Here is a 13,390-nt window from a genome sequence, read left to right as displayed (position 1 = left end):
CGTCGGGGGAGAGCACTCCCGGTCACGGCACGCAGTGCCCGGCCGCATGCGCGGCGGGCACGACCGACACGACGAGGACGTCGAGGAGGACTGCGGTGAGCATCAGCACGTTCGACATGTTCAAGATCGGCATCGGCCCGTCGAGCTCCCACACGGTGGGGCCGATGCGGGCGGCGGCGCAGTTCGCGCACGAGGTGCTCTCGGACCCGGAGACGGGGCCGCGGGTCGCCGAGGTGGAGGTCCATCTGTACGGCTCGCTCGCCGCGACCGGCGAGGGGCACGGCACGCTCTCCGCGATCGTGATGGGCCTGGAGGGCTCGGATCCGGAGACCGTGGACCCGGTCGCGGGCAGGGAGCGCGTCGAGCGGATCGAGGCGGAGGGCGGGCTGCTGCTCGACGGCCGGCTCGAGGTGTCGCTGCGACCTTCCTCGATCGTGCTGCACCCGCTGACCTTCCTGCCCCAGCACTCCAACGGGATGACCTTCATCGCCCAGGACTCGGGCGGCGCCGAGCTCGTGCGCCGTCCGATGTTCTCCGTCGGCGGAGGCTTCGTCGTCGACGAGGCGGACATGGACCGCTCGATCGCGGAGGTCGCCGCGGAGGACGAGGGCCGCACCATCTTCACCACCGGGGCCGAGCTGCTGCGGGTGTGCGAGGACCGGGGCATCTCGATCTCCGACGCGATGCTGCTGCGCGAGAGGCAGTGGCGGGACGACGAGGAGATCCGCGAGGGCCTGCTGAGGATCTGGCGCACCATGGACGACTGCATCCAGCGCGGCATCCGCACCCCCGGGATCCTCCCCGGCGGGCTCGAGGTCAAGCGCCGCGCCGCCTCCTGGTACGACTCGCTCTCCGCCGAGGACCCGGCGCGTCTGCCCATGAACTCCTTCGAATGGGTCTCCCTCGCCGCGCTCGCCGTGAACGAGGAGAACGCCGCCGGCGGCCGCGTCGTCACCGCGCCGACCAACGGGGCCGCCGGGATCATCCCGGCCGTGCTCTTCTTCGCGACCAACTACATCGAGGGCGTGGACCCCGACGAGATCGCGGTGCGCTTCCTGCTGACCGCCGGGGCGATCGGCTCGCTCTACAAGGAGCACGCCTCGATCTCCGGCGCCGAGGTGGGCTGCCAGGGCGAGGTGGGCTCGGCCTGCTCGATGGCGGCCGCGGCGCTGTGCGAGGTGATGGGCGGCAAGCCCGCCCAGGTCGAGAACGCCGCCGAGATCGCGATGGAGCACAACCTGGGCCTGACCTGCGACCCCGTCGGCGGTCTGGTGCAGGTGCCCTGCATCGAGCGCAATGCGATGGCCGCCGTCAAGGCGATCACCGCGGCGCGCTTCGCGCTGCGCGGCACCGGCGAGCACTTCGTCTCCCTCGACACCGTCATCGAGACGATGCGGCTGACGGGCAAGGACATGTCCGAGCGGTACAAGGAGACCGCCATGGGCGGGCTCGCGGTCACCGCGGTGCCGGTCAGCGTCCCGGACTGCTGAGCGGAACGTCCATCGGCCCGCCGGGGCCCCAGGGGGCCGAGGGGCCCTCTCCCGACGGCGCGGGCCCCTCGCCGTCGGGTCCCGACGGCGCCGCGCTCGCCGCGCCCGGCGGCAGGATCCGCACCTCGCGGGGCACCGCCGCGGCGCCCAGCCGGTCCCGCACCAGGGTCCGGAGCTCCTCGGCGCTCGGCGGCACCGCGTCCGCCGCGGCGGGGGCGAGGACCACCTCGGCGAGGGTCCGCACGCCGAAGCGCGCATCGGGCACCACCTGCAGGCGCGCCGAGGCGACGCCGGGAGCGGAGCGCAGCACGCGCACCGTCGCGGCGGGGTCGTGGAGCATCCCGCCGGAGGAGACCGAGCCGTCCGCCCGGCCCAGCACCCGCACCCTCCCATCGGCCGTGATCTCCCCGCGGTCGGTGACCAGCTCCCGACCGCCCGTGAACGGGGTGCGGGCGCACAGCAGCCCGTCGAGCTCCCGCAGGTGCACGCCGTGCAGAGGGCGACCGTCCACGCACAGCGAGCCGGTCTCGGTGGTGCCGTAGACGTCGTGGACCCGGGCCCGGAAGTGGCGCGCGAGATCCGCGCGCAGCACGGGGGAGAGCGCGTCGGAGCCCGCGACGACGCGGTCGATCGCGAGCGGACGCCCGCCGCCGAGCTCCCGGTCAGCGCGCAGCAGGTCCGCGAGGTGCACCGGCACCCCGGTGAGCAGCGCGGGCGAGGTGCGGTGCAGCAGGGCGACGCGCTCCGCGGCGGGCAGATGGGTGAGGTCCACGAGCGGGGCGCCGAGGGCGAGGGCGCCCAGCGTCGCGACCAGTCCGTGGCCGTGCACCCCCGGCGCTGCGCAGGCCGTGACCCGGCCCGGCCGCAGCCCGATCCGACGGGCGAGGTCCACCAGGGAGAGCAGCTGCGCGGGGGAGAGGGGACCGCGCCGCTGCGGCCGGGGAGCACCGGTGGAGCCGCTCGAGCGCAGCTCCAGCATCTCGGGGCCGGCGAGCACCGCGGCGAGCACCTGGCGCAGCGAGGCCTCGGCCGGCAGGGCGGCGAGTCCGGCGCGGTCCGCCGTGGCGGTGCCGCTGCGGTGCAGACGCACGAGGTCCAGCAGCTCGTCTCCGGTGAGCGTGCCGTGACGGTCCACGAGCACCACGGCGCGCGGCCTCGCCCCGACCCGCGCGCGCAGCGCGGCGCCGACGTCCAGGGCGGGCAGGACCAGGGGAGCGCGGGGGAGGGAGGCCCGGGCCCGGGCCGCCCTCCCGCTGCCCCGGAGCCCGGCCGGCGTCCGGTGCCTCATCGCCGTCGCTCCTGGTCGGCGCGGCCCTGCCCGCCGGGTCCCCGGCCCTGCCCCTCGCGGCCGCACGGAGCGGAGGTGCGGGCGGCGAGCCTCCGTGCGACCTCCGCCCCGGCGCCCGCACCACGGGCCGCGAGGGCGGGTGCGGCCTGCGAGAGCACCGCGGCGAGCCGTGCCCAGGGCGGGGAGACCATCGCCGGGGCGCGGTCCAGCCCCCGCAGCACCCGGGCGGCGGCCTGCGCGGGCGTGAGCGCTCCCCGGGGCCGGTCGCCGTAGGTCGGGGCGGCCATCGCGGTCGCCACCAGCGGCAGCTCGACCACGGTGATCCGCACCCCGGCCTGCTCCGCCTCGGGCCGGATCGCCCGCAGCCAGGCGTCCATCCCCGCCTTCGAGGCGCCGTAGGCGGCCCAGCCCGGGGTCGGGATCCGGGCGGAGGCGCTGGTGGCCACGAGGAGCCGTCCCCCGCCGGCGCGGCTCATCGGCGCGAGCAGGGCGAGCAGCAGCGCGGCCGGGCCGAGCATGTTCGTACCCGTGAGACGCACGAGGTCGTGCGGGCGCCCGATCGTGTCGGCGAGGGGGCGGCGCAGCGAGTGGCCAGCGAGGGAGACGACGGCGGAGGGTGCCCCGTGCAGCGCGAGCACCTCCGCGGCGAGCTCCGCGACCGCCTCCTGGTCCCGCAGATCGCAGGGGTGGACCGTGGCGGTGCCGCCCGCCGCGCGCACCCGCTCGGCCAGCGCCTCGAGCCTGCCCCGATCCCGGGCGGTGAGCGCGAGGTCCTCGCCGCGCGCGGCCAGCTCCAGGCACAGCGCGGTGCCGACGCCGCCGCTCGCCCCGGTCACCAGGATCATCGTCGACCTGCCGTGCCGCTCACCAGGAGCCGCGGTGGTAGGCGCCGGGGTAGAGCGCAGGATCGCGCACCCCCAGCTCGTGCGCGGCGCGCTGGGGCCAGCCCGGCTCGCGCAGGGCCGCCCGGCCCACGGCCACGAAGTCGGCGTCCCCGCGCTCGAGCACCTCCTGGGCGCCGTGCGGATCGGTGATCAGGCCGACGGCCGCGACCGGCATCGAGACGGCATCGCGCAGCGTCCGTGCGAAGCCGACCTGGTACTCGGGGCCCACCGCGATGTCCGCGATGACGGCACCGCCGGTGGAGACGTGCAGCGCGTCGACGCCGACCTCCTCGAGCTCGCGGGCGAGCTCGACGGACTGGGTGATGTCCCAGCCCCCGTCGATCCAGTCGGTCGCGCTGATGCGCACGATCAGCGGGCGGTCGGCCGGCCAGGCCTCGCGCACCGCCGCGGCGATCTCCCGGGCCAGGCGGCGCCGTCCCGGCCCGTCGCCCCCGTACTCGTCGGTGCGCGTGTTCACCAGCGGCGAGAGGAACTCGTGGACGAGATAGCCGTGGGCGAAGTGCAGCTCGACCGCATCGAAGCCCGCCTCCTCGGCCCGGCCGGTGGCGGCGACGAAGTCGGCGACCACCCCGGCGATCTCCTCCTTCCCCAGAGCATCGGGCGCATCCAGCCCCGGGAAGGGCTCCGGGGTGGGGCCGACGGTGCGCCAGCCCGCGGCGAACTCCGGCACCGTGCCGCGCCGCGCGCGGTAGCGGGGCAGGGCCGGCCAGGTGGAGGCCTTGCGGCCGGCATGGGCGAGCTGCACGGCGATGCGGGCGCCCTGGCCCTGGCAGAAGGAGGTGATCTGCCGCCACGCGTCAGTCTGCTCGCGGTTCCACAGCCCTGTGTCCTGGGGGCTGATGCGCCCCTCCGGGGAGACCGCCGTCGCCTCCGTGACGATCATCCCGAAGCCGCCCGCGGCCCGCGCGCCGAGGTGCACCAGGTGCCAGTCGGTGGGCACGCCGTCCCGCTCCTCGACCATGTACTGGCACATCGGGGCGAGCCAGATGCGGTTGCGCATCTCGAGACGGCGCAGCTGCGCCGGGGCGAGCAGGGCGGGGGCGACGGAGGGGTCTGGGGCCATGGTCCCCCACGGTAGTCGGCCCGGCCGGGAGGGCGTCGGTCCGCCCATGACCGTCGTGAGCGTGACGTGCATCTCCTGCGATACGGTGTTCGCGTCCATCCGCCCCGGTCGCCCCGGGGCCCGTGAAGCAGGAGTGTTCATGACTGACGAGGCCGTCACCGGGATCGAGAACCTCTCCCAGGAGACCCGCACCTTCTCCCCGCCCACCGAGTTCGTGCAGGACGCGGTCGCCCGCCCCTCGCTCTACGAGGAGGCCGAGCGGGACCGCGTCGCGTTCTGGCGCTCGCGCGCGAGCCTGCTGAGCTGGGAGACGCCCTTCACCGAGACGCTGGACTGGTCGAACCCGCCCTTCGCGCGCTGGTTCGCCGACGGCACCCTCAACGTCGCCTACAACTGCGTGGACCGCCACGTCGAGTCCGGCCACGGCGACCAGGTCGCACTGCTGGCCGAGTACGAGGACGGCTCCGACGCCACGTTCACCTATGCGGACGTCAAGGACGAGATCTCCCGCATGGCGAACGCGCTCGTCGACCTCGGCGTGAGGACCGGCGACCGCGTCGCGATCTACCTGCCGATGATCCCCGAGGCCGTCTTCGCGATGCTCGCCTGCGCCCGCCTCGGCGCGCCCCACTCCGTCGTCTTCGGCGGCTTCAGCGCCGACGCGCTGCGCTCCCGGATCGAGGACGCCGAGGCGCGCGTGGTGATCACCGCCGACGGGCAGAACCGCCGCGGCAAGCAGCTCCCGCTCAAGCCCGCCGTCGACGAGGCGCTCGCCGGCGGCGCGGACTCCGTGGAGAAGGTCCTCGTGGTGCGCCGCACCGGCGGGGACGTGGAGTGGACCGAGGGCCGTGACGTGTGGTGGCACGAGGCGAGGGAGACCGCCTCGACCGAGCACGCGCCGGTGCCGGTGGAGGCCGAGCACCCGCTGTTCATCCTCTACACCTCCGGCACCACCGGGAAGCCCAAGGGCATCGTCCACACCACCGGCGGGTATCTCACCCAGGCCGCGTACACCCACCGCAACGTCTTCGACCTCAAGCCGAGGTCCGACGTGTACTGGTGCACCGCCGACGTCGGCTGGATCACCGGGCACACCTACGTCGTCTACGGCCCGATGGCCAACCGCGCCACGCAGGTGATCTACGAGGGCACCCCGGACACCCCGCACCAGGGCCGCTGGTGGGAGATCGTCGAGAAGCACGGGGTCACCCTGTTCTACTCCTCGCCCACCGCGATCCGCACCGCCATGAAGTGGGGCGAGGACATCCCCGCGAAGCACGACCTCTCCTCGCTGCGCCTGCTCGGCAGCGTCGGCGAGGCGATCAACCCCGAGGCGTGGATGTGGTACCGCCGCGTGATCGGCGGGGACCGCTGCCCGATCGTGGACACCTGGTGGCAGACCGAGACCGGCGGCATCATGATCTCGCCGCTGCCCGGCATCACCGCCACCAAGCCCGGCTCCGCGCAGGTGCCGCTGCCCGGGATCGGCGCGGACGTCGTGGACGAGAGCGGGACGTCGGTCGCGAACGGCGAGGGCGGCTATCTCGTGCTCGACAAGCCCTGGCCCGGCATGCTCCGCGGCATCTGGGGCGACCCGGAGCGCTTCAAGGAAACCTACTGGTCCCGCTTCGAGGGCCTCTACTTCGCCGGCGACGGCGCCAAGCGCGACGAGGACGGCGACATCTGGCTGCTGGGCCGTGTGGACGACGTCATGAACGTCTCAGGCCACCGCCTCTCGACCATGGAGATCGAGTCCGCGCTGGTCAGCCACGACTGGGTCGCCGAGGCCGCGGTGGTCGGCGCGAACGACGAGACCACGGGGCAGGCGCCCGTCGCCTTCGTGATCCTGCGCGGCGGCAGCGCGGAGGAGATCGCGGCCGCCGGCGGCGAGGAGAAGGTCCCCGAGCTGCTGCGGGCCCATGTGGGCAAGGAGATCGGCCCGATCGCGAAGCCGAAGCGGGTGCTGGTGGTCACCGAGCTGCCCAAGACCCGCTCGGGCAAGATCATGCGCCGCCTGCTGCGTGACGTCGCCGAGAACCGCCAGGTGGGGGACACCCAGACCCTCGCCGACGCCTCGGTGATGGACCTGATCCAGCAGGGGATGTCCGGGAAGTCCTGAGGGACGCCGGGCCCGGGGACGTTCAGCGCGTGAGCGTGACGTCCCCGGTCTCGGTGACGGCGGTCAGCGTGCCCGCGGACTCCGCCTCGGAGCCGCGGAGCGCGGGGTCCACGGTGACCTCGCCCAGCGAGCTGCGCGTCTCGACCTGCCACGTCGAGGTGCCCCCGACCGCGATCCGCACGTCGCCGAGCTCGGTCACCGCCCCGACCGCTCCGCTCGCCTCCGCGGGGAGCTGCAGGGAGATGTCCCCGAGGGTCGAGGAGAGGTCCACGGCCGTAGGGCCGGGGGCGGCGAGGTCGGCCTCGATCCCCCCGACCTCGGTCGAGACGGTGACGTCCTCCGCGATGCTCGTGGTGCCCAGGTGCACGTCGCCCACGTCGGAGCGCACCGCGAGGGAGCCGAAGTCGCCCTCGGCGACCACGTCCCCCACATCGGTGCGGAGGTCGAGGTCCAACTCGTGCCCGACCGGGACCAGCACGAGCACGTCGCGGGTGTCGTCGAGGCCGGGCCAGGTGGAGTAGCTCTCGGGCTGGCTCACGGCGATGGCCACGGCGGAGCCCGTGCCGCCGCGCTCGAGGCGGGCGTGGACCTGCTCCCCGGCCGGCGACGGGACCGTGGTGCCCGGGGTGACGAGCGAGAGCGTCACCTCGTCGACCTCCTCGGAGGGCTGCACCCGCACATCGCCGAGGGTGCTGGTCAGCTGCAGCGAGGAGGGGGTCCCGAGACCCGCGGTCGCGGGGACGTCCTGGTAGGCGCGGCCGTTCCACCAGGTGAAGGCTGTCGAGGCGGCCAGGAACAGGATCACCACCAGCATCACGGCGCCGCCGGCGAGGACCACGCCCCGGCGCCAGGGGCGGTCGCGCTCGCGGGAGGGAGTGAGCCGGCGCGGCGGGTCGTATCGACGCTCCGGGGGCAGGCCGCGCCCCGCCCCCGAGGCGCCGTCGCCCACCACGGCGGCGTCCACCTCCCGCAGCGCACCGCCGTCCGACGCGGCATCGCCGCGCGCGGCGAGCCCGCGGTCCACGGTGCTCACGTCCGGTCCTCCGACTCCAGATAGCGCAGCACCGCCATGACCCGTCGGTTCTCGCCGTCCACGGGCGGCAGGTCCAGCTTCGTGAGCAGGGAGGAGATGTGCTTCTCGACGCTTCCGGCGGAGACGAACAGCGCATCGGCGATCGCCTGGTTCGAGCGGCCCTGCGCCATCAGGGAGAGCACCTCGCGCTCCCGCGGGGTGAGCGCCTCGAGGGTGCGGCGCCGGCGGGAGCGGACGAAGATCTGCTGGACCACCTCGGGGTCCAGCCAGGTCCCGCCCTCGCCGACGTCGGCCACCACCCCGAGGAACTCCTCCACGTCCGCGACCCGGTCCTTGAGCACGTAGCCCAGGCCGTGCGAGGAGTCGGCGATGAGATCGGAGGCGTAGCGCTCCTCGACGTACTGGGAGAGCACCAGCAGCGCCACCTCGGGATCCTGCTGCCGGATCAGCACCGCGGCCCGCACGCCCTCGTCGGTGAACGTCGGCGGCATCCGCACGTCGATCACCGCGAGGTCGGGCCGGTGGTGGGAGACAGCGGCGAGCAGGCCCGCCGCGTCGCCCACCGCGGCGACCACCTCGTGGCCGGCGTCGGTCAGGAGCCTCTCGAGCCCGGCGCGCAGCAGCACGGCGTCGTCGGCGATCACGATCCTCATCGGGGGACCTCCAGGGTCTGGTCTCGGGTCCCGGTCCCGTCGGCCGGGCGCGGGAGGGGGACGGCGGTCAGGTCGGCGGACAGGGCCGGTCGCAGGGGAGCGGCGCCGGAGGCCGGCGCGCCGGTGGGCAGGACGGCCTCGAGCACGGTGCCGCCGCCGACGGGGCTGCTGATCCCGAGCACGCCGCCGGTCGCGCGGACCCGGTCGGTGAGCCCGGCGAGGCCGGTGGAGAGCCCGTCGCGGCGCACCCGCGCCCCGCCGCGCCCGTCGTCCTCGATCCGCACCCGCAGCGCGTGCGGGTCCTGGCGCACGCTCACGGAGACCTGCTCGGCCTCCGCGTGCTTGGCGATGTTGGTCAGCGCCTCGGCGACCACGAAGTAGGCCACGCCCTCCCGCTCCCGGTCCAGCCCGGCGTGCGCCGGCCCCAGCAGGGAGACGTCGAGGTCGACGGGGATGCGGGAGCGGGCGGCGAGGGCGGAGAGCGCCGCATCCAGGCCCCGGTCGGTGAGCACCGCCGGGTGGATCCCGCGGGCGAGCTGGCGCAGGTCGGTCATCACGGCCTTCGCCTCCGCATGCGCCTCACCGACGAGCCGCTCGGCCCGGTCCGGGTCGGTGCGGATCGCGGTGCGGGCGAGACCCAGGGTCATGGCGAGGTTCACCAGACGCGGCTGCACCCCGTCGTGGAGATCCCGCTCGATGCGCAGCCGCTCCTGGGCGGCGGCGTCGACCGCGCCCTGACGCCGTTCGGCGAGGTCCGCCACCTGCTCCCGCAGCTCCTCCTCGGAGCCGGAGATCAGGCCGCGGGCGAGACCGCGGTCGGCGAGCGCGCCGAGGGCGAGCAGCACCGCGCAGAGCGCCAGGGCCGCGGTGCCGAGCACGGCGAGGGCCCAGCGGGACAGCTCCAGGCTCGCGATCCGGACGGGGCCGTGCAGCAGCGCGAGCTCCCAGCCGGACCAGCCCAGCCACAGCATCGCGAGGGAGACGAGCAGGAACGCCCCGGCCACGATCATCGCGAGGTGGTGGTGGAGGACCCCGCGCCAGAACCCGCCGGTGCCGAGCTCGAACCAGCGGTCCTGCAGCCAGCCGGTCGCACCGCGACGCAGCGAGCGGCGCCGAGCGGGGATGTTCACCCCGATGCCGTGCACCGCGACCGCGCGGCGCCGCTCGATCCGCACCGCGACCTGCATCAGCAGCAGCCACGGGACCAGCAGCAGCAGCCCGCTGCCCAGCGCGGGCAGGGCGCTCAGCCCCGCCACGAGCATGACGATGCTCGCCACGCACCAGGTGAGGCTCAGCACCCCGCCGACGACCACCGAGGCCAGCGCGGCGGGGGAGATCCGGGACCGGGCGGGCGCCCCGGTCCTCTCGCTCGTGTCGTCCATGGGTCGACACTAGACGGGCCCTCGCGACCGGTCCCACCGGGTCCGCCGTCGGCATGCGCGGGGGATATCCCCCGCGCCGCCGGCGCCGGGTGAGCCATCCCGCACCGACCGCACCCGCGGACCTGCCGCCGCGGCCGCCGCCGATGCGGTTCAATGGAGGCCATGAGCAGTGACGCCACCTCCTCCGACAGCTCCCTGGACCCCCACAACGACGCGGCCGCCGCCCAGGCCGACGACGGCTCGACCGGCCAGATGGTCGAGAACGTGGAGTCGACCGCCGCCGAGCTCGACGCCGACGGCGCCTCCCGCGGCACCCTCCGCGACGTCGCGAACTCGCTGGGGATCTCCAGCGCGGTCGCGCTGCGCGCCCTGCGCGGCGCCGACGAGATCAAGCCCCGGATGGTGGAGCGCGTGCGCGAGGCCGCCGAGCGCCTGCACTTCCCGCTCGAGGAGCTCAGCGGGGAGACGGAGCACCGCGGCGTCGTCGCCGTGCTCGTGAACACCATGCGCAACACCTGGATCTCCGACCTCGTCCGCTCGATCCGCATCGAGCTCGCCGCGACCGGCCGCACCGCCGTGGTCGTGCCCACCCGTCGGCGCCTGCCGGAGTACCCGGTCGCCGTGGACACCGACGCGATCGAGAACCTCGTCCACCTCGGCGTGGACGGCTTCCTGATGGTCTCCGATCTCGCCGACATGGACGAGGTCCTCGAGGCCACCGGCAACCGCCCCCTGGTCGGGATCGGCTGCTCGAAGGAGCTCGTCGGCCGGATCGACACGGTCCGCATCGACGACGAGGTCGGGCAGGGCCTCCTGGTCGACCACCTGGTGAGCCTCGGCCACCGCGAGATCGCTCACGTCGGCGGGGTCGGCGCGGCCGTCGCCCGCGAGCGCGCCGACGCCTTCCGCGCCGCGATGGCGCGCCACGGCCTGGCGGACTCGGCCCGGGTCGAGCCGGGCGACTTCACCGAGCAGGTCGGCCAGACCGCCGGGTCGATGCTGCTGCGCGGGAGCCAGGTCCCCACCGCGGTCACCTGCGCCAACGACGTCACCGCCGTCGGCGTGCTCTCCGCGGCCCGCGAGGCCGGCTATGACGTGCCGGAGGCCTTCGCGGTCGCCGGCTACGGCAACACCTCGCTCGCCTCCTCCGGCGTCGCGGAGCTGACCAGCGTGGACCCGAACTCGGAGCGGCTCGGCGCCCTGGCGGCCCAGATGCTGGTGGACCGCGTCTCCGGCCACGAGGGACCCTTCCGGGACGTCGCGGTCGCCCCCTCCCTGGTGGCGCGCCGCACCACCGCCGCCGGCCCCCGCCCCGAGACCACCCGCCGCAAGCGGATCTCGGTGGACTGAGCCCTCGGCCCGCTCCCTCGATCCGGCACGATCCGACACAGAAACGCCCGCACCCTGCGATAGGCTCCGATCATGATCAACACCACGAACGACCCGAGCACGCCGCCCACCCAGCGGTCCATCGGCGAGCTCGTCCAGTCCATCCGCGATGAGCTCCTGGGCGTCGTCCATCACGAGATCGACATCGCCAAGAAGGAGATCACCGCCCTCGGCATCAAGATCGGCATCATCGCCGCAATGGCCGCCGTGCTGCTGTTCCTCCTGCTGTCGGCCTGGGTCATGCTGCTCTTCGCGGCCGCGACCGGCCTGCAGGCGCTCGGGCTGCCGGCCTGGGGCTCGTTCCTCATCGTCGCCGGCGTGTTCATCCTCCTCGGCGCGATCGCCGGTCTCGTCGCCTTCCTGGTCTCCAAGAAGCTGAAGGCCCCCGAGACCACGATCGAGACCGCCCAGTCCGCGGTCCAGGCCGTCCAGGGCAAGCGCCGCAGCAACGCCGTCTCCTACGACGACACCTTCGAGGAGCTCTACGGCAAGCAGGTCAGCGCCCGCACCGAGTGACCGCCCAGGGGCTAATCGCCCCGACCGCGCGCGCCCGACGAACGCTCTGAGCGGAGACGGCGCCACCAGGCAGTACCCTGGGGACGTGACTCTCCACCTGCACGACACCGCCACCCGCACCACTGCACCGTTCACCCCGGTGCGCGAGGGGGCGGTGTCGCTGTACGTCTGCGGTCCCACCACGCAGGGCGCGCCCCACCTCGGGCACCTGCGCACCTTCCTCTCCTTCGACGTGCTGGTGCGCTGGCTCGAGCGCAGCGGCTACGAGGTCGCGCACGTCCGCAACGTCACCGACATCGACGACAAGATCCTCGCGAAGTCCGCCGAGGCGGGCGCCGAGTGGTTCGCCTGGTCGCTGCGCTTCGAGCGCGAGTTCCAGGACGTGCTGGACCGGATCGGGAACCGCCGCCCCACCTACGAGCCGCGCGCCACCGGGCACGTGCCCGAGATGATCGAGCTCATGCAGCGCCTGATCGAGCGCGGCCACGCCTACGCCGACGGCGCCGGCTCGGTCTACTTCGACGTCGCCTCGCTGCCCGCCTACGGCGCGCTGACCCGCCAGTCCCTCGAGGACATGCAGGACGCGGGCGAGGAGATGGAGCCGGGCAAGCGCGACCGCCGTGACTTCGCCCTGTGGAAGGCGGCGAAGGCGACCGAGCCGGAGACCGCCTCCTGGGACACGCCCTTCGGCCGCGGACGGCCCGGCTGGCACCTCGAGTGCTCCGCCATGAGCCGCAAGTACCTCGGCGAGACCTTCGACATCCACGCCGGCGGGCTCGACCTGCGCTTCCCCCACCACGAGAACGAGCAGGCGCAGTCCCACGCCGCCGGCTACGGCTTCGCCCAACGCTGGATGCACTCCGGCATGGTCACGGTCGACGGGCTGAAGATGGGCAAGAGCCTGGACAACTTCGTCACCGCCGCCGATGCGCTCGGCGAGCACCCCGCCGCGGCGGTGCGCCTCGCCCTCGTCGGCGGCCACTACCGCGCGACGATCGAGTACAACACCACCGCGATGCGGGAGGCGGAGACGGTGTGGGAGCGGTTCTCCGCGACCGCGCGCCGCGCCGCCGAGCAGCTCGAGGGAGCCCCGATCGCCGCGGCCGACGCCGACCTGCGCGCCGTGGAGCTGCCGCAGGAGTTCGTCGCGGCGATGGACGACGACCTCTCCGTCCCCGAGGCGCTCGCGGTGATCCATCGCGAGCAGGCGGCGCTGAACACGCTCCTGGCCGCGCGCGGCGGGGCGGACGGCGCCCAGGTCGCCGAGGGCCTCGGCCGTCTGCGGGCCATGCTCGACGTGCTGGGGCTGGACCCGCTGGGGGAGCAGTGGGGTGGGGAGGCAGGCGCCGCCGGGGCGGAGCATGCGGCGCTCGAAGCACTGATCTCCGCGCAGCTCACCGCCCGCGAGGCGGCGCGCGCCGAGAAGGACTGGGCCCGGGCCGACGCGCTGCGTGATGCGCTGACCGCCGCCGGGATCCGCATCGAGGACGGCCAGGGCGGCGCCCGCTGGACCCTCGAGACCCGAGACTGAGCAGGACTGAGGAGACGATCC

Annotated in this window: 11 protein-coding genes; 5 read left to right on the top strand and 6 right to left on the bottom strand. The window is 74.5% G+C overall.

Translation table 11 applies throughout. The features are described from left to right. Nucleotides 1-95 precede the first annotated feature (95 nt). Nucleotides 96-1,490 (top strand): L-serine ammonia-lyase, encoded by a 1,395-nt coding sequence (locus DEU31_RS12870; RefSeq protein ID WP_010551018.1) that lies wholly within the window; start codon nucleotides 96-98, stop codon nucleotides 1,488-1,490. Here the strand turns inward: DEU31_RS12870 and DEU31_RS12865 are convergent. Genes DEU31_RS12865 through DEU31_RS12855 form a run of 3 tightly spaced genes read right to left on the bottom strand, consistent with a single transcriptional unit; the run spans nucleotide 1,471 to nucleotide 4,746 of the window. Further along, entirely contained in the window at nucleotides 1,471-2,778 is a 1,308-nt protein-coding gene (locus tag DEU31_RS12865; protein ID WP_133677448.1) for an AMP-binding protein, read from the bottom strand. The genes DEU31_RS12870 and DEU31_RS12865 overlap by 20 nt on opposite strands. Further along, a complete protein-coding gene (locus DEU31_RS12860; RefSeq protein ID WP_133677447.1) occupies nucleotides 2,775-3,623 on the bottom strand; it encodes an SDR family NAD(P)-dependent oxidoreductase in 849 nt (282 codons plus the stop codon). The genes DEU31_RS12865 and DEU31_RS12860 overlap by 4 nt, the downstream gene beginning before the upstream one ends. Nucleotides 3,624-3,642: 19 nt before the next feature. Beyond that, nucleotides 3,643-4,746 carry an NADH:flavin oxidoreductase/NADH oxidase gene (locus DEU31_RS12855; protein WP_133677446.1) on the bottom strand — a complete coding sequence of 368 codons (1,104 nt, stop codon included), beginning with the start codon at nucleotides 4,744-4,746 and terminating at the stop codon, nucleotides 3,643-3,645. A 139-nt stretch (nucleotides 4,747-4,885) separates the two neighbouring features. Between DEU31_RS12855 and acs the strand changes: the two genes are divergently transcribed. Beyond that, nucleotides 4,886-6,865: an acetate--CoA ligase gene (gene acs / locus DEU31_RS12850; protein ID WP_133677445.1), complete on the top strand. Its 1,980-nt coding sequence runs from the start codon at nucleotides 4,886-4,888 to the stop codon at nucleotides 6,863-6,865. A gap of 22 nt (nucleotides 6,866-6,887) precedes the next feature. Here the strand turns inward: acs and DEU31_RS12845 are convergent, their stop codons facing one another. From DEU31_RS12845 to DEU31_RS12835, 3 genes are read right to left on the bottom strand one after another with little or no spacing between them, the layout of a single operon-like run. After that, entirely contained in the window at nucleotides 6,888-7,898 is a 1,011-nt protein-coding gene (locus tag DEU31_RS12845; protein WP_133677444.1) for a DUF4097 family beta strand repeat-containing protein, read from the bottom strand. Then, the gene (locus DEU31_RS12840; protein ID WP_062949631.1) at nucleotides 7,895-8,551 is read right to left on the bottom strand and encodes a response regulator transcription factor; all 657 of its coding nucleotides are present in this window, start codon (nucleotides 8,549-8,551) and stop codon (nucleotides 7,895-7,897) included. The genes DEU31_RS12845 and DEU31_RS12840 overlap by 4 nt, the downstream gene beginning before the upstream one ends. Further along, the gene (locus DEU31_RS12835; protein WP_133677443.1) at nucleotides 8,548-9,933 is read right to left on the bottom strand and encodes a histidine kinase; all 1,386 of its coding nucleotides are present in this window, start codon (nucleotides 9,931-9,933) and stop codon (nucleotides 8,548-8,550) included. The genes DEU31_RS12840 and DEU31_RS12835 overlap by 4 nt, the downstream gene beginning before the upstream one ends. A gap of 162 nt (nucleotides 9,934-10,095) precedes the next feature. Between DEU31_RS12835 and DEU31_RS12830 the strand changes: the two genes are divergently transcribed. From DEU31_RS12830 to cysS, 3 genes are all read left to right on the top strand, one after another. Next, nucleotides 10,096-11,283 carry a LacI family DNA-binding transcriptional regulator gene (locus tag DEU31_RS12830; RefSeq protein WP_133677442.1) on the top strand — a complete coding sequence of 396 codons (1,188 nt, stop codon included), beginning with the start codon at nucleotides 10,096-10,098 and terminating at the stop codon, nucleotides 11,281-11,283. Between the two features lie 72 nt (nucleotides 11,284-11,355). Continuing rightward, nucleotides 11,356-11,838 carry a phage holin family protein gene (locus DEU31_RS12825; RefSeq protein WP_010551027.1) on the top strand — a complete coding sequence of 161 codons (483 nt, stop codon included), beginning with the start codon at nucleotides 11,356-11,358 and terminating at the stop codon, nucleotides 11,836-11,838. A gap of 85 nt (nucleotides 11,839-11,923) precedes the next feature. Next, nucleotides 11,924-13,369, top strand: coding sequence for a cysteine--tRNA ligase (gene cysS, locus DEU31_RS12820; RefSeq protein WP_133677441.1), 1,446 nt, complete (start codon nucleotides 11,924-11,926; stop codon nucleotides 13,367-13,369). The last annotated feature ends 21 nt before the right edge of the window (nucleotides 13,370-13,390 follow it).

It is taken from the genome of Brachybacterium sp. AG952 (genome assembly GCF_004362645.1).
In the GTDB taxonomy this organism is placed as follows: domain Bacteria; phylum Actinomycetota; class Actinomycetes; order Actinomycetales; family Dermabacteraceae; genus Brachybacterium; species Brachybacterium conglomeratum.
Note: the sequence above shows the minus strand (reverse complement) of the source record. Positions and strands in the feature narration are given on the sequence as shown.

Bases quoted from the DNA above. Each gene is read 5' to 3' on its own strand.
- DEU31_RS12865 (WP_133677448.1), bottom strand. From the start codon at position 2,778: ATGAGGCACCGGACGCCGGCCGGGCTCCGGGGCAGCGGGAGGGCGGCC.
- DEU31_RS12860 (WP_133677447.1), bottom strand. From the start codon at position 3,623: ATGATCCTGGTGACCGGGGCGAGCGGCGGCGTCGGCACCGCGCTGTGC.
- DEU31_RS12855 (WP_133677446.1), bottom strand. From the start codon at position 4,746: ATGGCCCCAGACCCCTCCGTCGCCCCCGCCCTGCTCGCCCCGGCGCAG.
- acs (WP_133677445.1), top strand. From the start codon at position 4,886: ATGACTGACGAGGCCGTCACCGGGATCGAGAACCTCTCCCAGGAGACC.
- DEU31_RS12840 (WP_062949631.1), bottom strand. From the start codon at position 8,551: ATGAGGATCGTGATCGCCGACGACGCCGTGCTGCTGCGCGCCGGGCTC.
- DEU31_RS12835 (WP_133677443.1), bottom strand. From the start codon at position 9,933: ATGGACGACACGAGCGAGAGGACCGGGGCGCCCGCCCGGTCCCGGATC.
- DEU31_RS12830 (WP_133677442.1), top strand. From the start codon at position 10,096: ATGAGCAGTGACGCCACCTCCTCCGACAGCTCCCTGGACCCCCACAAC.
- DEU31_RS12825 (WP_010551027.1), top strand. From the start codon at position 11,356: ATGATCAACACCACGAACGACCCGAGCACGCCGCCCACCCAGCGGTCC.